The organism is Algibacter agarivorans (assembly GCF_039543245.1).
Lineage (GTDB): Bacteria > Bacteroidota > Bacteroidia > Flavobacteriales > Flavobacteriaceae > Algibacter_G > Algibacter_G agarivorans.
In genome coordinates this window covers 33493-54742 of sequence record NZ_BAABJJ010000007.1, presented here as the reverse complement: position 1 = coordinate 54742, position 21250 = coordinate 33493, and the positions used below count along the sequence as shown (strand labels likewise).

Here is a 21250-nt window from a genome sequence, read left to right as displayed (position 1 = left end):
ACAAATCAAATGTCTTGGACAGCAAACACCATAACCGAACTCTACAAAGCTAGATGGGAAGTAGAAATATTTTTCAGGGATATAAAACAACAGCTGCACATAAAGTCTTTTATCGGAACGAGCCAAAATGCGGTTATGATACAGATTTGGACAGCACTTATAACTATTCTCATCCTAAAAGCACTAAAAACACAGGCCAAACATGCTTGGTATTTATCAAATTTAGTAGCTTTTATCAGACTTAATCTTTTTGTTAAAGTAGACCTGCACAAATGGCTCGATAATCCATTTGCAAAGGAACAACCTCCGCCAAACAAGTATGTGCAAGGGGTTCTTTTTTGAAATTTAGTAAAAGCAATGAAATAAACCAGTAAAATGGTTAGATTTAGTGTGTCCAAAATTTATTTAGGACAGGATTGATTTGAGATATAAAAACAAGGTTCCTAAAAAAAAATAAAATTTTTAAAGCAAACAAGAACTACTGAACTAAAACATTTTGTATAAAAAAAGCCCTTAAAAAGGGCCTTTTTTATATAATTGTAAAAAATAAATCTACATGTCATTAAAAATTGAATGCATCAAACGCTTTTTATCGTTAATGCTTTCTTCTAAAGAAATCATTGTTTCAGTTCTATAAACGCCTTCAATATCGTCTAGTAAAAAGATTACTTCTTTAGCATGCTCAGTACTTCTCGCTCTAATTTTACAAAAAATATTAAACTTCCCAGTTGTAATATGTGCCACAGTAACAAAAGGTATTTCATTTATACGCTCTAAAACAAATTTTGTTTGAGAGGTATTGTTTAAATACACTCCAACATAGGCTATAAATGAGTAGCCAAGTTTTTTATAATCCAACATCAATGAAGACCCTCTTATTATTCCTGACTCTTCCATTTTTTTAACACGTACATGAACGGTACCTGCCGAGATTAATAATTTTTTAGCAATGTCTGTAAACGGAATTCTTGTGTTGTCGATTAACATATCAAGAATTTGATGATCGATTTCGTCTAATTTGATTTTCCCCATAATTAATTATTCTTAAATAAAAAGCGAAATTAATACATTTTCATTAATAATAACACATTTTAGATACGTTTTATTTCGGTAATAATGAGATTTTCTCATTATTTAATATTACGAAAACGTTTTCGTGGTCTTTTTCCAATAATTGTCCATCACTATTAAAAACTTCAAAACCACTAGCATCAATTTCTCTATGTCCAAAAAGTTTTTCTAATTTTTGTGTTTTAACAACTTTTGGGATGAATTCTACTTTATTGTCAACCAATTTTTCTTGATATTGAATACCAATATCAACTAATGTTTCATCAATTTTTGCGTTTCTGATAATAACATCCAAAAAACACTTGTCGTTTTCCGGAATTTTTAAATAGGCTTCGAAGTTATCGCCTTTTATATCCGTTTTAGAAATATAGTCCAATGAAGAGATATATGACATATAAATAAGCTCGCGCGTATTTTCACGTTCATAGTCGTTAGGATAATGCCCAGCTTCAAACAGAATGGTTGGTACATTTTCACTTTGAAAGGTATCTCCAACACAATTTAAGTTAAAAGCATCGTCATACACCCCAATTTGGTTTGGAATTACGTCTTGCAAAGTTTCATTCATAACGCCAATAAGCTCCATGGCGATTTTTCTATTTGGGGTTATCGTGCATGCTTCATCTTGTGCTGGAGCTAAAAAAGATACTGTTGCCAATTTATTTGTGCTTCCTGCGCTAAAAATTGTGCGTTGCCCATGCAGATTATAACAAAAATGAGGCTTAAACGTTTTAAAAACCGATTTTAAAACCTTGCTTTCTGGTTGCGACAAGTCTTGAGCATCTCTATTTAAATCTACCTGATTAGCATTTATACGCGTGTAAGCCTTTGCGCCATCTGGATTTAATATGGGTATAATATACAATGTACAAGCGTCTAAAATGTATTTCAGCTTTTCATCATCATCCAGTAAGGAGTTTAATAGGTCAAATAAAGCCTTGGTAGTTGTTGATTCATTTCCATGCATCTGTGACCACATTAAAACCCTTTTTTTTCCATTACCAATTTTTAATCCATAAATAGAATCGTTTAAAACAGATTTACCAATAATTTCAACAACTGCACATTTGCTTAAATTACCTAGTAAAGGCTCTATGTCTTTATTCGTTATATAACGATTAAACAAGCTGGTTTCCTTATGCTTTAAAAATAATGATTTTATATACTCAATTTGCATGCTAATATTTTTATGTCACAAATGTAAACAATTACTAATTTACAAATGTAAACAGTTAAAATCAAGGATTTGTTTACAGTCGTATACAAAACATATCGCGAGGTTGCTTTTTTGAATCTAAATTTTATTAAACAAAATAAAATAATACATAAATTACTATAAACTATATGATTAACATGTTCTAAATAAAGTTTCTATTTAAAATTTTTAAAAGCTTAAACATAATAAAATTCTGTTTTTAAAGTTATATTGTTACATTTGTAAATCAAAATAGCCGCTATACCAATTTACAATGATAAACACTGAAGATTTTATAAAACGCTTACACAAAGTGATGGATTACTACGGTGAATCTGCCTCCTCCTTTGCCGAAAAGATTGGCGTGCAGCGTTCAAGTATTTCTCATATTCTATCCGGAAGAAACAAACCAAGTTTAGATTTTGTTTTGAAAGTACTTTCGGCATTTCCTGAGGTCGATTTATATTGGCTGTTTAATGGTAAAGGCCAATTTCCTTCTGAGAATAAATCTGTAAAAATCAACTCGCCAACAAAAAAAGAAATCATTCCGCCCACAACCGACCATATAATAAAATCCGAAATGAAGGAAAATAAAACCATTGAACGCATTGTTATTTTTTATTCTGATGGAAGTTTTAAAAATTTCAATAATTAAAGGTATTCTTTTAGTAGTTTTGCTGTTCAATATTATTTTATGCGAATTTTAGCCCTTCTTATACTATTAAGTCTTTTTAGTTGTTATGAAACCACCAGAAACTGTAAAGACTACAAAACTGGTGAATACTACAGTGAAGTTGTTATAAATGATGAACTGTTTAAGTCTTCTTTTAAAAGAAGCGAAAATTTACAGGTTGAAGTTTATAACAATAAAACAGATTCATCTTATCTTCGATGGATAAACGATTGCGAAGTCATTTTCAAAACCATCAACCCAAAGAATATGGCAGAACGAAAAGATATTCATTTAAAAATACTGACGACAACAGACTCCTCATATACTTATGAATACTCGTATGTAGGCGAAACAAAAAAACAAAAAGGTATTGCTTACAAGGTTGAATAATTCAGTTGCAATTTTGATTATCCCACTAAACATGCTCCGCACTATAAACTTAGGGATTTTCAAGATTTCAATAAATCTGAAAGATTTTTATTGGCGATATATGACAATCCCAAATTTTAAAACTGGACCATTCGTGAATTCGCGGCTAAAAAAACTAATCAAACGGATACAAAAAAGACTCTACCAAGTTGAATTTAAGCTGTTTACCTTCAGTGATTTGATAGGTTAAAAAAATCTCCCCCCAATATTCACCATCCGAAAAATCGGCAATAATCCATTTATGGTTTAGCATTTTCACGGTGTTAATGAGCATCTTTCTGCCCTCACTAGCCGCATAAGGCACTATGGGATGGTCGCCTTTAGCTTCGTTTAACTTGTAAAGTTCATCTTTAATAAAAGGGATTAATTCATCAACGTTATACCCTTCATTTTCAAAATAACTAATAGCATCTTCGTTTCTATCCAAATTAAAATGAGACACTTCTGCTATATCATTTTGCAAACCCGCCACTGAATCTTTATATTTTTCTAATTGCGTTTTATACCCAATCAATTTATTATCCATGTCTTCAAATACGCGCTTAGCATTTACATACTGGAATAACACAAGTAATATGGAGAATACAAACAAATACATTAAAATTCTTGACTTCATTTTTTAAAATTTAAATTGTTAGCTGCAAACCATCATAGGCTAAAAAAACATTTTCGGGCAATGACTTTTCAACATCTTCATGAAACCCTAATAAATGGCTAATATGGGTTAAATAAGCAGTTTCAGGATTTACTTTACTAATAAATTCTAAGGCTTCTTCTAAATTAAAATGTGACTGATGTGGCTTTAAACGCAATGCATTTACAACCAAAACCTTAACATCTTTCAGCTTTTCAACCTCTTTGTTTTTAATGGTTTTCATATCGGTTAAATACGCAAAATCATTAAACCTATATCCAAAAACCTGTAATTCATCATGCTTCCCATTTATAGGAACCACCTCCAAATCATTCAACATAAAAGGTTCATTCTTAACACGATTAGTTATAACCGTTGGAGCTCCTGGGTATCTGTTTTTAGTTTTGAAAACATAATCAAATCGCTTGTTCAATGCTTTCAACACCCTCTTATGAGCATAAATTGAAATATCGCCTTGCATGTAATAAAAAGGCCTGATGTCATCAAATCCTAACACATGATCGGAATGTTCATGTGTAAAAATAATGCCGTCAATTTTTACACATTTCGACCTTAGCATTTGATATCTAAAATCCGGACCGCAGTCTACAACGTAAGTAAAATTATCCCACTCCACTAAAATAGAGACCCGCAAGCGTTTATCTTTTGGATTTGCACTCAAACAAACAGGGTGTTTGCTTCCAATAATCGGAATCCCTTGAGATGTACCAGTGCCTAGAAAAGTAATTTTCAATCTTAAGTAAAGTTTTACACAAAAATAAGCTTATTTTTTTGTTTGCCTTACTTATTTGATACCTTTGTCATTATTAGCTATAACCTATAATTGACATGGAAATTACCATAAAAGGAGACAAAGAATTTGATGATATCCCATCATTAAAATCTAAGGCACTGAAAATTAATCTTAATGCAAATATTTACGGGTCATTTGCCGAAATTGGCGCAGGACAAGAAACCGCTAGACACTTCTTTAGGGCTGGTGGCGCTTCTGGCACTATTGCTAAAGCCATGTCTGCATACGACAAAGACTTCAGTGATGCCATTTATGGAGCAGAAGATGACGGACGCTACGTAACGGAAGCTCGTTTGCGCAAAATGCTTATTCATGAAATGGACCTTATGGAAAACAGGTTAACTCGTGAAAAAAACCCAAATAAAATATTTTTTACTTATGCTAATACCGTTGCCACCATTGACTTTGCTAAACAATTTAAAGGCCATGGTTGGGTTGGAATTAAGTACCAGGTAGAAGCTACTGGTGATTACAACGAAATCATTTTACATTTACGTTTTAAAGAAACAGATGCGCGTTTGCAACAAGAAACCCTTGGTGTACTTGGTACAAACCTAATTTATGGTGCCTTTTACAAGTACAATGAACCTAAAAAGTTGCTACGCTATTTATATGACCATTTAGACAATGACCAATTAGAAATTGACACCATTAATTTTTCTGGTCCTGTTTTTAAAAATATTGACAATCGATTAATGAGTCTGCAATTGGTTAAAAACGGCATGACAGATGCGGTAATGTTTGGACCAGATGGCACAAATGTATTGCCAGCAAAAGTATTTTATAAGAAAAACATTTTAGCCTTGCGTGGTAGTTTTAGACCTGTAACTAGGGTAAATATGGCTATGTATGAGAAATCATATGAAATGTTTATTAAAGAGAACAAGGTTGATGTTGATAAAACCGTGGTGGTTTTTGAAATCACCCTATCGAATTTAAGAGCTGAAGGTGAAATTGATGAACAAGATTTTATTGACAGAGCAGATTTACTGTGTTCATTAGGGCAATCTGTAATGATTTCTAATTTTCAGGAATATTTTAAAGTCGTTGAATACTTCTCTAATTACACCAAAGCAAGAATGGGATTAGCCATGGGTGTTAGTAATTTAATCGATATTTTTGATGAGAAATATTACCGACACATAAGCGGCGGTATTCTTGAGGCCTTTGGAAAATTATTCTTTAAGGATTTAAAGGTATACCTATACCCAATGAAGGATCTTGAAACCGGCGAGTTAATCACTAGTGAAAACTTAAAAGTATATCCTCGTATGAAAGAATTGTACAAATTCTTCAAATATAACGGAAAAGTTATTGATATAAAAGATTACGATGAAAGTATCATGAATATTTTCTCGCGTGAAATATTACAAATGATTTTGGATGGTCAACGCGGCTGGGAAGAGATGGTACCAGAAGGAACAGCAGAATTAATTAAAGATTACCGCTTATTTGGCTACACCAGAAAACCTTTAACTTTAAGTAGAAAAAGAAAATAATTTATCACTTCATCTAATAAAAAAGCAGGTTGTTCTTAATAGAACAACCTGCTTTTTTATTATGACCAAACTTCACTTCTCTAATATCTGAGCAGCATGATCTTTAGTTTTTACTTTTTCAATAACACGATCCACAACACCGTTTTTATCTATTAAAAAAGTCATTCTATGGATACCATCATACTCCCTACCCATAAACTTTTTTGGTCCCCAAACGCCAAAGGCATTAATTACAGTTTTATCTTCATCTGCTAAAAGCGGAAAAGGAAATTCATATTTATTTTTAAAATTAGATTGTCGCTTTGCTGAATCTGCACTAACACCTAATAGTTCATAACCTTGAGCTTGCAACTCCTTATAGTTATCTCTTAAATTGCAAGCCTCCACAGTACAGCCCGGAGTGCTTGCCTTTGGATAAAAAAATACAACTAGCTTTTTTCCTTTGTAATCACTTAATGATATAGTATTTCCTTGTTCGTCTTTTGCCGTAAAATTAGGCACAGCATCACCTTGTTTTAGTGTGTTCATAGTCTTAACTTTGAGTTTTTACCAAAAATACAATTTATGACTAAAAAAGAGAAGGTTAACTTTGTTATTAATACGCTTTACAAACTTTACCCAGAAATCCCTATCCCTTTAGACCATAAAGACCCCTATACTTTACTTATTGCTGTATTAATGTCTGCTCAAAGTACAGATGTTAGAGTCAACAAAATAACACCATTACTATTTGAAAGAGCAGATAACCCTTATGACATGATAAAGCTTAGTGTTGAAGAAATTCGAGAAATCATAAAGCCTGTTGGATTATCTCCCATGAAGAGCAAAGGTATTTATGGTTTATCAAAAATACTTATTGAAAAACATAATGGCAAAGTACCGCAAAGTTTTGAAGCTTTAGAAGAATTCCCTGCGGTTGGACACAAAACAGCTAGCGTGGTCATGTCGCAAGCTTTTGGAGTTCCTGCATTTCCTGTGGACACCCATATTCACAGACTAATGTATCGGTGGAATTTAAGTAATGGTAAAAACGTTGTGCAAACTGAAAAAGACGCAAAGCGATTATTTCCAAAAGAATTATGGAACGATTTACACCTTCAAATTATTTGGTACGGACGTCAATATTCGCCTGCAAGAGGCTGGGATTTAGACAAAGATATTATCACAAAAACCATTGGAAGGCAATCGGTAATTCAAGACTTCTTTAAAAACAAAAAGTCCTAATAAAATAACATGTATTAGGACTTTTCAAGAAACTTAATTTAGAAGTGTTTCAAACTTCAACTCATTACAAGTAATTACACTTAAAGCCTTAGAGTAATTTAGAAGAAAACTAACCGTTTCTTCTTTCGGATTAAGATTATCTACTTTTTTAATAGAATTTTCAGAGTAAATTTTTGCCATTATTTTAAGTTAAGGGATTATTTAAACCATTAACGCAGCAAAATTTACTTTATTGTACTAATTTGTTAAAACAATATTGTGCTTATCTATAATCTTACGCAAATTAATTAAAGCATAACGCATTCGCCCTAGAGCCGTATTGATACTAACGCCAGTTCTTTCAGATATTTCTTTAAAACTCATATCCTTATATATGCGCATCATTAATACTTCCTTTTGATCTTCGGGAAGCTCATCAACTAATCGTCTAACATCATTTTCAACCTGCTCTTTAATAATAGCTTTTTCAGCATTTAAACTACTATCGCTTAACACAGAAAAAATACTAAACTCACCAGTATTATCAAATTTTGGCATACGATTATTTTTTCTAAAAAAATCAATGACCAGATTATGCGAAATACGCATAACCCAAGGCAAGAACTTGCCTTCTTCGTTATAAGCACCACGTTTAAGCGTGCGAATCACTTTTATAAAAGTATCCTGAAAAATATCTTCAGCAACATCTCTGTCATATACTTTTGAATAAATAAAACTGTAAATTTTTTGCTTGTGCCTAATGATGAGTGTCTCTAAAGCGCCTTCATCTCCTTTAATGTAATTGCTAACCAAAGTAGCATCCGTGATAATTTCGTGTTGCATAATAATTACTTTTAGCGCATAGAAGAGGGCTTCTTTGCTTGGGGTTAAGTGTTTAAAAGTAATTTTCTGCGTATAGGCGAGAGTTTATTTAATAGCTATATCTTATCAAAGATAACAACAATCATTCCTAAAATGCAAAAAATAACATCTTTTTTAACATTTTATTGAACAATAATGTACTTTTCAGGTTCATTTACTTATAGTATCTTTGCAAAACCACTCCCTTTAAAAGCTTATGAATACTAATATTTCCGAAGTAAACCCAAAAGAAAACATCATTATAAAAGGTGCAAAATTGCATAACTTAAAAAATATTGATGTTGTTATACCAAGAAACAAATTAGTAGTAATAACTGGTTTATCTGGTTCTGGAAAATCCAGTTTAGCGTTTGACACACTTTACGCAGAAGGACAAAGACGCTATGTTGAAAGCCTATCGAGTTATGCGCGTCAGTTTTTAGGCAGGCTTAACAAACCCAAAGTAGATTACATAAAAGGCATTGCTCCTGCTATTGCTATTGAGCAAAAAGTAAACTCCACTAATCCACGCTCAACCGTTGGCACGACTACTGAAATTTACGATTACTTAAAATTATTATTTGCTAGAATTGGCAAAACATATTCTCCTGTCTCTGGAGTAGAAGTTAAAAAAAATACCGTTACAGACGTTTTAAATTATTTAAAAACGTTTCCCGAAGGTGAAAAACTACTACTCCTCGCTCCTATTTATTTAGAAGAAGGACGAACTATTGAAGACAAGCTAAATGCATTACAACAACAGGGCTATGCTAGGATTAAAGTGAATGATTCGGTAGTTAGAATTGATGAATTAGAAGCTATTAACAAAAAAGACAACATATTACTAGTCGTCGATAGAGTTATTACTAAAAACGAAGAAGACTTTTATAATAGATTAGCAGATGCCATACAAACAGCTTTTTTTGAAGGTAAAGGTGAATGTATTATTGAAACGCTAAGCGATAAGAAACAACGGCCTTTTAGTAATAAATTTGAATTAGATGGTATTAATTTTTTAGAACCTAATGTTCATTTATTCAGCTTTAACAACCCTTATGGTGCTTGCCCTAAGTGTGAAGGTTATGGCGATATTATTGGTATTGATGATGATTTAGTGATTCCAAACACGGGGCTTTCAGTCTATGAAAGTGCCATTTTTCCATGGCGTGGAGAAAGTATGAGTTGGTATAAAGACCAATTGGTAAATAATTCGCATAAGTTTGATTTCCCTATTCACAAACCTTATTTTGAGTTGAGTGATGCTCAAAAACAGCTTGTTTGGACTGGAAATGAATATTTTGAAGGATTAAATTCATTTTTTACTGAATTAGAATCGAAAGCTTATAAAATTCAAAACCGGGTCATGTTATCACGGTACCGCGGAAAAACCAAATGCAAAGCCTGTGATGGTAAACGCTTGCGCATTGAAGCCAATTATGTGAAAATCGCTAACTCCACTATTACGGATTTAGTTGAAATGCCTTTGGACAAATTGACCAGTTTTTTCAAACAATTGGAATTAAACGATTACGACACGAAAATTGCCGATAGACTATTAAAGGAAATCAATAATAGATTGTCATTTCTTGCTAATGTTGGCTTAGATTATTTAACATTAAACAGAAAGTCGAATACACTTTCTGGTGGCGAAAGTCAGCGTATAAACCTTGCAACCTCTTTAGGCAGTAGCTTAGTTGGCTCTATGTATATTTTAGACGAACCTAGTATTGGTCTACACCCAAAAGACACGGAGCGTTTAATATCCGTTTTAAAATCTTTACGGGATTTAGGCAATACAGTTATTGTGGTTGAACATGACGAAGATATTATGAAAGCCGCCGATTACATTATAGATATTGGACCAGAAGCAGGAACTTTTGGAGGTCACGTAGTTGCGGAAGGTACTTACGCAGATATTTTAGCATCAGAATCTTTAACCGCAAAATATTTAAATGAAGAACTGAAAATTGAAGTTCCAGGAATTAGAAGAACTTCAAAATACAGTGTTGATATTATTGGAGCTAGAGAAAACAACTTAAAAAATATTGACGTTAGTTTTCCATTGGGCATGTTAACTATAATTACCGGTGTTTCAGGAAGTGGAAAAAGCACCCTAGTCAAAAAGATTTTATTTCCTGCTTTGCAAAAGAAATTGACCGATTTTGGAGATAAACCAGGACAGTTCACAGCTTTAGAAGGTAATTTTAGTATTGTTAATCATATTGAATTTGTAGATCAAAATCCTATTGGACGGTCGTCTCGTTCTAATCCAGTAACCTATATTAAAGCCTACGATGATATTCGTGCCTTATATTCTAAACAGAAATTAAGCGCGATTAGAAACTACCAAGCAAAGCATTTTTCTTTTAACGTAGATGGCGGACGTTGTGAGACTTGTAAAGGTGAAGGTGAAGTAACCATTGAAATGCAATTTATGGCAGATGTACATTTGGAATGTGAAACTTGCAAAGGCAAACGCTTTAAAAAAGAAGTTCTAGAAGTCACTTATGCCGGCAAAAGTATTGACGATATTTTAAACCTAACTATTGATGACGCTGTTGCATTTTTTGATGCTAACCAACAAACTAAAATAAAAACGAAACTACAGCCCTTACAAGATGTTGGTTTAGGTTATGTTACTTTAGGGCAAAGCTCTTCTACCCTTTCCGGTGGAGAAGCCCAGCGTATTAAGTTAGCAACTTTTTTAGGAAAAGGGAACAATAAAGATAAAGCCCTTTTTATTTTTGACGAACCCACTACAGGGCTTCATTTTCATGATATTCAAAAGCTATTAAAATCATTTAATGCGTTGATCGAAAAAGGACATTCTATTATTGTTGTAGAACACAATCTAGAACTTATAAAATGTGCAGATTATATTATTGACCTTGGTCCTACCGGAGGTGAATATGGGGGAAGCCTAGTTGCCGTAGGAACTCCCGAGGAAATTGTAAAAATTAAAACTTCTGAAACAGGGAAATATTTAAACGATAAGATTCAATAATATTAAAATTATTTGGGCGTTACCCAAGGGTCGGGCTTTCACTACTCGCTTCCTCCTATCGTCGGCAAGCTCAAACAAGCCGTTCAATCCCTAACGCAAACCCAACATACATTTGCATCCAAATTAATTTTAAATATCAATAAAACATAAACGCAAATACTCCTAGAATAACTACTGTTAATGGCGCAACAAGCAATAAAAACAAGAGCGTAGTTATACAAGTCTTAAAAAAGGTCATAAAACGGCCTTGCTGATAAAATCGCTTCAATGCCATAAATAAATATATAAATACAGATAGCGACACGAGCCAATCAATCCAATCTGGCACATCCCAAATAAAATTTACGCCAATAATGACACTAAATACGGTAAAGAGGAATGAAAAATAGTAGAAACTAAATACAAGGTGGTGCGCATACAGACCGTGTTTTCTATATAAAATTTTAAGAATTAGCGCGAATATCGGCAATAAGAAAAACATCGCGATAGGTATCGTATCATAAAAGGTTTGAAGGATACTACCACCCTTTCTTGACCTATAAAACTTCAATGCTTGAGCATACAATCGCCTTTTAAAAACCCCTGCATCATCGTTCATTCCCATTTCCTTGTAAAGAATATTATCAGGAACTTCTAAGGCTATTAAAGAATCTAAAGATTTTGTATTAAAATCGAAATTAGCAATATCATTATTTCTAAAATCTTCAGTACTTACTAATGAATCCATTTGTTTTTCAGAAAACCCATGAATAAAGGTGTTGTCTTTTAAGGTTTTACGGAGTTCAGCAAGCGCTATGGAATCTTCTGTTTTTTGTTTTGCTAATTCAACCGCTTTAATAGAATCTCTAATACGCTTATCTGAAATGTTATCAACTACATTTTCTTTTTTAAAAGTTTGAGCTAATTTTTCATCTAAGGTCTGTACCTGACTGCGTTGAATAAATGAAAACAAAAAGAAAAACACCACAGCTATAAACAGATACATTTGCGCTGGATGTAAATATAACAAGCGTTTCCCTTCAATAAATTTACTTGCTAAATACCCAGGCTTAAACAATAGAGGAAGAAAACTTTTAAAAAAGCGCGCATCAAACGAAAAATAATTACTTATCGTATTATAAAACAACACTTTAACAGTAAGCTCGTCCTTGGCCTGTTGCCCACAATGCGGACAAAATTTAAAGCTATCCTTGAATTGTTGCTCACAATTTTTACAAGTTTCCGTTTTACTTTTCATTAAAAATGATTGAATTCTATAAAAATAGGGATTTTTAATTAACGGCACATTATTCAAAAACAAGTTCAGCCAAAAAGTTTTTAGTAATGGCATCTACAATACTGCATTCCATATACTATTTCAAATATTTAGATATAAAAAAAGGAGCTTTATAAAGCTCCTTTTTAAAAGTATTTTAATTGTTGTGCTGTTATTTCACAAATTTCAACACGCCACTCTCAGTTGATAAAATATAAATAGCCCCTCCTTTTAAAGAAGCCGTACTAATTTCATTAGAAATAGCACCTTTAGTAATCATTCTTCCAGTTAAATCATAAATTGAATAATCTCCACTTATCTTACTATCAAAAACAATAGCATCAAGGTTTGCATTATAAAAAGCTGCTAATTTACTTTTATTGAAATCATTTGTGCTTAAAATTTCTTCCTCAATGGTTGATACGAAATTAATATATGTTTGATCACCGGAAGGATTAGCACCTACAACTTGAAGTATATATAGGTAACCTGCTACATAATCAGCAGTCAACTCTACAGGTAAATAACCTGCTGGTATATCAACTAGAACGGTAGCTTCACCAGCTGTAAAATCTGAAGGCGTTAAGGTGGCAAGAGTTGTGCTATTATCTGAGCCCCAGTTAAGAGGAGCATTTCCAAAACCAACTCTAGAGAAATTAATAAATAATTCAGGACCAACCGAAGGATTAGTTTCATCGTAATTTGTAATATGAAGGCTTATTCCACTACTATTAGAGTTATTAAAAGAATAGTTAGGAACACCACCCCAAGGATAACCAGCAAAGCTACCCGGATTAGAAGCATAAACGGTACCTCCATTCATAGCAACAGAATAGTAAGTCTGTGCAGTTAGACATGTTGTGCTGGTCATTAAGCCGAACATCATAAAGAATAAAGTAATTTTTTTCATAATCTTAAATATTTTAGTTAATTAATAATAGTAAATATAAATTATTATTGATTTAAATGAGATATGCGCAACTCGACATTAACTTATCAATATATCCTAATTTAACAAATAAAACTAGACTAAAACTAGACAAAACAAGAAACGCCTTGTTTTTAAGCATTTTATGAGTTTTCAACTTAAAAAAATCAGATGCTATTATTAATATTTTAAAGCAACCTTAAAAACCAGATTAAACCACTTATCTATATTTAATGATTTTTTTTTGGCACGCTGTTTGTAATTACCTAATCGTATAACACCCTAAAACATATAATTATGAAGAAATACATATTCTTATTAGCAGGTTTAGCTCTTACAGGATTTACCGTTAACGCAGACACAACCAACGTTAACACTATTGAAACATCAACGTATTACGGAGGTTATAGTAATTCTTTCATATTTAATATAGATGGTGTTGAGTTTTCGGTGTTCCGAGATGGCCAATTCGATTTTAATATTATCAGAAATAATTCGCGCTTAAGTGTAAATATTGGGTCGAGAAATGCAAATATCAGTTTTAATTCTGGCTACGATTATAATGCTTATGTACAATACGATGAGTTTGGTGCTATCATTCAAATAGAGAACATTCCTATTTATTATGACTACTACGGACGTATTAGTCAAGCAGGAAACGTAAACATCTATTATAACAACTTTGGCTATATAAACCGTGTTGGTGGGCTAAATGTATATTACAACAGACATAATAATTTTTCACACTATACTGGATTTATAAACATATACAACAGAGGCTATGTTTACAGACCGTGGCACAGATTCTATAGTATTCCTGCTTATGATTATTGTGTAGTCTACAACAGACCTTACAGACAATATTACAACCCTGTACGTTACACCTATAACAGACCGTTTTATAACAATTACAGACCTAGAACAGCCATTGCTAGCAGACACGGTAATACAATTGCAAGAAACAGAAGCTATGCAACCGTTAACAGAAGCAAAAGAAATGTTACGCAAATAAACAGAAATGCAAATTCCAGAAGAAGCGTTGCAAAAAACACAACAACTAGACGTGATAATAATACGGCTAATAGAAGAAAAACGTCTTCTACTGTCAATAGAGAAGCTACAAAACGTAACAGCACAAATACAACTAAAAACACAAGACCTAGCGCTCCCGTAGCAAAAAGAGACGTTTCAAGACGAGAAAACACGGTTACAAGAACACCCTCTAGAAACAATTCTCAAATCAGTAATACTAAAAGAACAAGACAGACCGTTAACACTAGAAGTACAAGACCGAGTAATAATACAAAAACAGTAACCCGAAGCAGAAATAATACGGTTACTCAAAAACCAAGAACACAAAATTCTCGTACATATACTAGAAGTAATAATAAAACTAGAAATACACAAGTAGCACAACGCACTGTAAGTAAGCCAAGAACAACGCAAAAGCGCACCGTTACTAGGTCTACACAAAGCAGTAAACCAAGAGCTACACAAAACAGAAGTAGTTCTAGCAACAATACAAGATCGACGACAAGAAGACGATCATAATAACTTTGGTTGGTTAGTTAAGAAAGCCCTGCAATATGTATGCCTCAAAGCTACGTTGCGGGGTTTTCTGTTTTCTATTCCTGCGAAAGCAGAAATCTCATTAAAATATCCAAATACCCTTTAGTGGATTCTTTCATGATAGCCATCTGTAAACCCACAACTTTATGAAGAGTGCCACGAATGCACTAATTTTTTCTTTATTATGGATTAATACAAAATGAATCAACACCAATTTTCAAAAAAATCTATAGATTTATTATTCGTGATCATTATATTTTACCTGTTTTTAGTTTTTATTCGTGTATTCGTGGCAAAAATGACTCTGAACTAAAAGCATGTGTTTGGCTTGTAGAAATGCAAAAACCTACTTCAACTTCAAATAGCGCTTAATAAGTAGCGATATATCTTCTGAAAAATCAAACTTATAAACTACAAAAACATAGATTGCAGTAATTAATAAGGATTTTAAACCAATATTAACGATGGGATGAAACGGAAACTCCCAGAAATAAAACAGCAATACACTTATAAATATAAAAGTTCCTATCTTTAAGGTATACAAGGTAAATGGAACCATTTTAAACTTCCTGTACACAAAAAACAATTTAATAGAATTATATACAAAAATAGCCAAAAACGTAGCAATACCAGCACCATTTATACCAAATAACGGAATAAAAACAATGTTTAGGATAACCATTAGAATCACCAGAATAACACCTAAAACCAAAACTACCCTATAATAATCGCTATTAAATAATATGGCATTATTGCTACCCAAAAGAGAATCATATAGTTTTGATATACTAATTATAAATACTACAAACAAACCACCGCTAAATTCTTCTGGAATAATGTAATACAACTGATTGATATTAAGCACTATCAATAAAAAAATAAAACCTCCAACAATAAATAAATTCAAAGAACTGCGTTTGTACAAATCTTCTAAGGCACCAAAATCTTTTTCATTTAAATACTTAGCAGATAATGGCAATAATATTTGATGCATAGCACGTTGAGGCACCGAAATAACTGCTGCGATAAAAATTGCCACATTATAATAGGCTATTTCTTTAATATCAATATAATGTCCAAGCATCACTTTATCTACATCTAAAAGAATAGTAGCGATAGACCCTGCAATTATTATTAAAAGTGAGTATTTTAAAATGTTACGTAAATTATTGACACGCTTAAATGTAATGACAGGCAGCTTTATGCTAAACGCATACACACTCATTACCAACATTCTTAAAATATAAACCACAACTAAGCCAGCCATAAACTGCTCTAGGTCAATAACTTCAAAATGCAGCAAAAAAAGCAAAGTCATTGTACCTACTCTATGAAAAACTTCTTTCATAAAGTTCCCGAAAACGGTTTGCATTTGCACTTTTGCCCAAGCAAAAAACACCTCAAAATAAGCTAATGCAATAGCAATAAAAACGGTATGCCATAAATACCCTTTAATGATTTCATTTTTCTGAGAAAGAAAATTGCCAATAACGTCGTAACCCAAATAAGTAATTAAAAATATTGGAATTATGATGAGTATGGGCAGCACCAACATGAGCGTCAAAAAACTATTTACGGACACTCTTGTTTTAAAAGACGAATAAAATTTCACTAAGGTATTATGCACACCAAATGCCATTAAAGGCATGATTACATAAGCTAAAGATAGCATGTACCCTACCATGCCATAATACTCAGCACTCAAAAATTCGGTGTAAAGAAATAAGGTGTTAATTGCTCCAATAAAAAAACCCAAATAGGTATAAATAATATTTTTAAAGGATTGTGATGCAACTAGTCCCATTATAGTAATTTAGATAGCGTTTGCGTAAGCGATTTTCTATGATACTTTTGCAAACCCACTGGATGCGATTGTAATGTTTTATTCTGAAAAGCCTTATAATGCTCTAAGATAATCCTTTTTAACGATTCGTAATCATCGTAATTTAAGTAGTTCCCCGTATTCGTTTCTTTAATGATTTTTTCAACGTCGGAGTCTTTTGGACCAATAGCAATAATAGGCCGGTTTGAAACCATATATTCAAATAACTTACCAGGGATTATACACTTGGTGTCTTCTGAATCTATTTCAATTAGCAATAAAATTTGGGATTTTTTTTGAAACCTAATGGATTCTTTATGTGAAACATAACCCGCATTATTGATATAATCACTTAAACTATTTTTTTTGATGGATTCTAATACAATATTACTGACTGCACCGATGAAATTCAGTTGAAAATCTTTTGAAAAACCCATGTTTTCGTTTACTAAATCACTGAGTACTTTCCATAAAATTTCTGGATTGCGTTTGGACAATAAAGACCCAATATGAGATAGCGAAAACTTTGAATCCATTTCGAAAGCTTCTGAAGATTCATTATCATAACCATTAGCAATAACAGCTATAGGCTTGTTTGTTATTTGCTGAAACTCGTTTTTGGTAGTAAAACTGGTTACTATAACTTGGTCTGCGGCATTTAAAACCTGCTTTTCTAAAGCTTTATGTTTTGCTTTTGATGATTCAGTAAGCTTTAATTGTTTATGATATCCAATTGTTGTCCAAGGATCTCTAAAATCTGCTAACCACTTTACGCCTAAGGCTTCTTTGAGTTTTAAACCTATAAGATGCATACTATGTGGAGGCCCTGTAGTGATAATGGTTTCAATGTTTTCTTTTTGAATATATTCGGAAAGAAATGGCACCGAAGGCTTTACCCAGCCGACTCTAGCATCTGGAATAAAAAAGTTGCCTCTAATAAAAAGCATGATTTTCTCAATGAAAGATTGCTTTTTATAGTCAGATATAATGCCTTTACTAATGGTATTTGATGATTTTTTTGAAAATAATCCTGCCCATTTATAAGGCTCGTTTATAGGATGTTTTATAATAGTAATATCCTTAGAAACCTCAGAGACTAAACTTTCATCTATTAAAGGATAATTAGGATTTTCTGGAATATAAACAATGGGGTCGATATTGAATTCAGGTAAATATTTTACAAACTTTAACCATCGTTGCACACCTGGACCTCCTGCGGGTGGCCAATAATACGTTATTATTAAAACTTTTTTCTTCATTCTTGTATTCCCTTGAAAAAGGGAATCTTATTAATAAAACCTAAACCATAGTGGATTCCTACCTTCGCAGGAATGACAACTACTCTTTTAAAGGGATATCATTTCGTTTAAACTCATAAAACAACCCACCAAGCAACAGCAAACCGAGTAAAACCGAACCCGCCAAGGCAATACTACTCCCTGTTTTAACCACATCTGGATCAAACTTAAACTCGATAGTGTGATTTCCTGCTGGAATCTCCATACCTCTTAAAATGTAATTTACACGCATGTGATCGGCAGGCTTTCCATTAATAAATGTTTTCCAGCCTTTACCATAATAAATCTCAGAGAATACTGCAAATCCATTATTCGAATTGCTTGATTTATATTTTAAATAGTTGGGCTTTACTGATTTTAATGTAATTGAAGCCAAAGAATCAACTACGAATTCATTATTATAGTCCTTCATTTTAGCCAATGGAGGATAACTATAAATCGCCTTGTTTTTAGTGTCTAAACTATCCAACAAGGTAATTTCTTCATCTGCAGAATTCACTTTTTCTAGCGTTTTAACAAACCAAGCATTCCCATTGGCATCATCATTCTCATAAGGAAACGGATTTCCTTTTTCATCTTGAGCAATAATATACTTAGTATTCAGCATACTCAACACATTAATATTGTTTTTGGATACATAAAAACTAAAAACCTCGCTATAACGTCTTAATTCCGCAGCGTTATAGCCGTTTAATGAATTATGGTAGTAAGATGGCTTTGACGGTCCTGAAACCAAATCAAAAACCCTGAAATGCGTTGTATCTTTTAAGACATACTTATCGATTTCGTTTGCTTCAAACGGCTTATTCATTTTTACTGCTGAAACAAAATCATCGTTATTTACATAGCGCCTATCCACACCAACCAAATCAAAAAGTATTAAAGCACAAAAAGCTGTTATCACCCATTTCTCTTTCAGCTTTTCTTTTAAAAACATAAAAACAGCAGCTGCAGACAACAAAACCAAAGCTAACGTCCTTAAAGCATCTTGAGAAAAAACAGTTTTTCTATCTGCTTTAATCGCATCAATAAAATCTTGCCCATAATTCTGACGATAATATCCATCATTAATACCAACAAAATCAAATAAAGACGACTTAAAAAGTAGAAAAACAAGAGCAATACCACCTGTAATTATGGTCGCATATTTCAAAGCTTTCAACTTGTCTTCTTTCTTTTCAAAATCATTAAACAATCTTACTAGCCCGAAAATAGCTAACGCCGGAATACACAGTTCTAAAATAACCTGAATAGAGCTTACTGCTCTAAACTTATTATAAAGTGGTATGTAATCAATAAAAAAGTCGGTTAAAAATGCAAAAGGCTGATTCTTCCCATAAGACAATAACAACGATAATAGCGTTCCGCCAACAAGCCACCATTTTAAACGCCCTTTAACTAGAAACAAAGCAAATACAAATAAAAACAATATAACCGCTCCAATATAAGCTGGCGCTTCTACAATAGGTTGCTTGCCCCAATACAAAGGTGCGCGTTTAGATTCTTGCAAGGCTTGACTTGTGGTTGCTCCTAATTTCCTAAAAGCTTCATAAGTAGCGGAATCTTTTCCAACATCTTCACTATTCCCACCACCCATAAAACGTGGAATAAACAAATTAAATGTTTCTGTAATACCATAACTAAATTGGGTAATATAATCTCTATCTAAGCCAGAAGATATTTCTTTTGGTGAACCATCAGGATTTATAGTCAATTCACTTTTACTACGTTTGCTTTCTTTTACATATTCATTGGTTGCTAATATATTTGTCGCATTTAATGCTATGGAAAGCACTACAGCACCTACTAAAACCCCAATTGATTTAAAATAATGCGGTAACATGTTCTTTCTAAAAGCATCTACTAAATATGCAATTCCTAAAATAATGACCAAAAACATTAAATAGTAAGTCATTTGAAAATGATTCGCTACTAACTCTAGTCCCATAGCTACTGTAGTTAATAAAAACCCGGGGATATATTTCTTCTGAAAAACAAGCAAAATACCGCTCAACACCAATGGCATATAAGCAATGGCATGTGCTTTACTATTATGACCTACACCTAGAATAATAATTAAATAGGTTGAAAACCCAAAGGCTATCGCCCCCAGTGCAGCAAGTTTAAAATCGACTTTCAACACCAATAAAAACACATAAAAACCCAAAAAGTAAAGAAATAAATAATCGGCAGGTCGTGGTAAAAACCGAAGCGTTAAATCTAATTTTTTGATATAATTATGCGGATATTTTGCCCCTAATTGATAGGTTGGCATCCCTCCAAAAGCACTATTTGTCCAATACGTTTCATCGCCTGTAGCAGCTTTAAAATCTTTTTGCTGCTTACTCATGCCTATAAATTGCACAATATCGTTTTGATATATGGCTTTCCCTTTTAAAACAGGATTAAAATACGCTAAAGAAAGTATAATAAAACCTACCAGAATAAGTAAGTGAGGAAGTAACTTTTTTATTGAAAATTGCATGAAAAGGGTTTAAGAAAAATGATTTCGGAAAAATAGTTATAATTTTTCAGAACGGCATATAACGAAATTATTAAATTCTTAACGGCGAATTTCCGTTGTCATGGAAATAAAAACTGCTATTCTATTTCTTCGTAATCCACATAATCCCCAACATCTTTATTTGAGGTTTTGGTTTTTGGTGTTTTATCAATGGTAACCTCGCCTTCTTTCTTAGGTTTTTCTTGCTGTTGCCCGCCTTGAAATCCACCAAATTGTTCACCAAAACTTTTTTCTGCCTTTTTAGCAACAAACTTTATTAAAAACGGCGCAAATAAACGTGCTAGAATCTTTATTCCAAAATAAACCAGAAGAATAATAAGTATCATTCTAACAAAGCCAGTTGCAGATGCAAATTGTAACATAACTATAATTTTAATACAAAAATACAATTCTAATTATTTAAAAAACGCTCAAGAATGATAAAAAAAGCATAAAATATCTATATTTGAAAAGCGTTTGAAAAGCTATATT

At 32.6% G+C, this 21250-nt stretch carries 20 protein-coding genes; 7 read left to right on the top strand and 13 right to left on the bottom strand.

Features of this window, described 5'->3' with window-relative positions; genetic code table 11:
• Positions 1-342: transposase (locus ABD935_RS02410; protein ID WP_345189963.1), on the top strand; the 342-nt coding region annotated here is incomplete at its 5' end.
• A 210-nt stretch (positions 343-552) separates the two neighbouring features.
• On the opposite strand, the gene ABD935_RS02405 is transcribed toward ABD935_RS02410, so the two are convergent.
• Entirely contained in the window at positions 553-1032 is a 480-nt protein-coding gene (locus ABD935_RS02405; protein ID WP_345189961.1) for an Lrp/AsnC family transcriptional regulator, read from the bottom strand.
• Positions 1033-1102: 70 nt separating this feature from the next.
• Positions 1103-2248 (bottom strand): M14 family zinc carboxypeptidase, encoded by a 1146-nt coding sequence (locus tag ABD935_RS02400; protein WP_345189960.1) that lies wholly within the window; start codon positions 2246-2248, stop codon positions 1103-1105.
• Positions 2249-2540: 292 nt separating this feature from the next.
• Between ABD935_RS02400 and ABD935_RS02395 the strand changes: the two genes are divergently transcribed.
• Together ABD935_RS02395 and ABD935_RS02390 are read left to right on the top strand one after the other, a co-directional pair.
• Positions 2541-2921, top strand: coding sequence for a helix-turn-helix domain-containing protein (locus ABD935_RS02395; protein WP_345189958.1), 381 nt, complete (start codon positions 2541-2543; stop codon positions 2919-2921).
• Between the two features lie 39 nt (positions 2922-2960).
• A complete protein-coding gene (locus ABD935_RS02390) occupies positions 2961-3329 on the top strand; it encodes a DNA topoisomerase IV (protein ID WP_345189957.1) in 369 nt (122 codons plus the stop codon).
• A 154-nt stretch (positions 3330-3483) separates the two neighbouring features.
• Here ABD935_RS02390 and ABD935_RS02385 read toward each other — a convergent pair whose 3' ends face one another.
• Both ABD935_RS02385 and ABD935_RS02380 read right to left on the bottom strand, forming a co-directional pair.
• Complete coding sequence (locus ABD935_RS02385) at positions 3484-3984, bottom strand: hydrolase (RefSeq protein WP_345189955.1); 501 nt, start codon at positions 3982-3984, stop codon at positions 3484-3486.
• A gap of 10 nt (positions 3985-3994) precedes the next feature.
• Entirely contained in the window at positions 3995-4756 is a 762-nt protein-coding gene (locus ABD935_RS02380; protein WP_345189954.1) for an MBL fold metallo-hydrolase, read from the bottom strand.
• 95 nt (positions 4757-4851) lie between these two features.
• Here ABD935_RS02380 and ABD935_RS02375 point away from each other — a divergent pair, with 95 nt between their 5' ends.
• Entirely contained in the window at positions 4852-6315 is a 1464-nt protein-coding gene (locus ABD935_RS02375; RefSeq protein ID WP_345189952.1) for a nucleotidyl transferase family protein, read from the top strand.
• Positions 6316-6387: 72 nt separating this feature from the next.
• Here ABD935_RS02375 and bcp read toward each other — a convergent pair whose 3' ends face one another.
• Positions 6388-6843, bottom strand: coding sequence for a thioredoxin-dependent thiol peroxidase (gene bcp, locus ABD935_RS02370; protein ID WP_345189951.1), 456 nt, complete (start codon positions 6841-6843; stop codon positions 6388-6390).
• 36 nt (positions 6844-6879) lie between these two features.
• Between bcp and ABD935_RS02365 the strand changes: the two genes are divergently transcribed.
• Entirely contained in the window at positions 6880-7539 is a 660-nt protein-coding gene (locus ABD935_RS02365) for an endonuclease III domain-containing protein (RefSeq protein ID WP_345189950.1), read from the top strand.
• A 33-nt stretch (positions 7540-7572) separates the two neighbouring features.
• Here the strand turns inward: ABD935_RS02365 and ABD935_RS02360 are convergent, their stop codons facing one another.
• Both ABD935_RS02360 and ABD935_RS02355 read right to left on the bottom strand, forming a co-directional pair.
• Positions 7573-7719: a hypothetical protein gene (locus tag ABD935_RS02360; protein ID WP_345189949.1), complete on the bottom strand. Its 147-nt coding sequence runs from the start codon at positions 7717-7719 to the stop codon at positions 7573-7575.
• Positions 7720-7776: 57 nt separating this feature from the next.
• Positions 7777-8361, bottom strand: a complete 585-nt coding sequence (locus tag ABD935_RS02355) for an RNA polymerase sigma factor (protein ID WP_345189948.1) — start codon at positions 8359-8361, stop codon at positions 7777-7779.
• 235 nt (positions 8362-8596) lie between these two features.
• On the opposite strand from ABD935_RS02355, the gene uvrA reads away from it, so the two are divergent.
• Complete coding sequence (gene uvrA, locus ABD935_RS02350) at positions 8597-11383, top strand: excinuclease ABC subunit UvrA (protein WP_345189947.1); 2787 nt, start codon at positions 8597-8599, stop codon at positions 11381-11383.
• Positions 11384-11519: 136 nt separating this feature from the next.
• Here the strand turns inward: uvrA and ABD935_RS02345 are convergent, their stop codons facing one another.
• The gene (locus tag ABD935_RS02345; protein WP_345189946.1) at positions 11520-12620 is read right to left on the bottom strand and encodes a DUF3667 domain-containing protein; all 1101 of its coding nucleotides are present in this window, start codon (positions 12618-12620) and stop codon (positions 11520-11522) included.
• Positions 12621-12810: 190 nt separating this feature from the next.
• The gene (locus ABD935_RS02340; protein ID WP_345189945.1) at positions 12811-13548 is read right to left on the bottom strand and encodes a hypothetical protein; all 738 of its coding nucleotides are present in this window, start codon (positions 13546-13548) and stop codon (positions 12811-12813) included.
• Between the two features lie 315 nt (positions 13549-13863).
• Between ABD935_RS02340 and ABD935_RS02335 the strand changes: the two genes are divergently transcribed.
• Complete coding sequence (locus ABD935_RS02335) at positions 13864-15117, top strand: hypothetical protein (protein WP_345189944.1); 1254 nt, start codon at positions 13864-13866, stop codon at positions 15115-15117.
• Positions 15118-15481: 364 nt separating this feature from the next.
• Here ABD935_RS02335 and ABD935_RS02330 read toward each other — a convergent pair whose 3' ends face one another.
• From ABD935_RS02330 to ABD935_RS02315, 4 genes are all read right to left on the bottom strand, one after another.
• The gene (locus tag ABD935_RS02330) at positions 15482-16939 is read right to left on the bottom strand and encodes a lipopolysaccharide biosynthesis protein (protein WP_345189943.1); all 1458 of its coding nucleotides are present in this window, start codon (positions 16937-16939) and stop codon (positions 15482-15484) included.
• The gene (locus ABD935_RS02325) at positions 16939-18216 is read right to left on the bottom strand and encodes a glycosyltransferase (RefSeq protein WP_345189942.1); all 1278 of its coding nucleotides are present in this window, start codon (positions 18214-18216) and stop codon (positions 16939-16941) included. Before ABD935_RS02325 ends, ABD935_RS02330 begins: the two co-directional genes overlap by 1 nt.
• Positions 18217-18295: 79 nt before the next feature.
• A complete protein-coding gene (locus ABD935_RS02320) occupies positions 18296-20740 on the bottom strand; it encodes a YfhO family protein (protein ID WP_345189941.1) in 2445 nt (814 codons plus the stop codon).
• 116 nt (positions 20741-20856) lie between these two features.
• On the bottom strand, positions 20857-21141 hold the full coding sequence (locus tag ABD935_RS02315; protein WP_345189940.1) for a DUF4834 family protein: 285 nt from the start codon (positions 21139-21141) through the stop codon (positions 20857-20859).
• Positions 21142-21250: the final 109 nt, after the last annotated feature.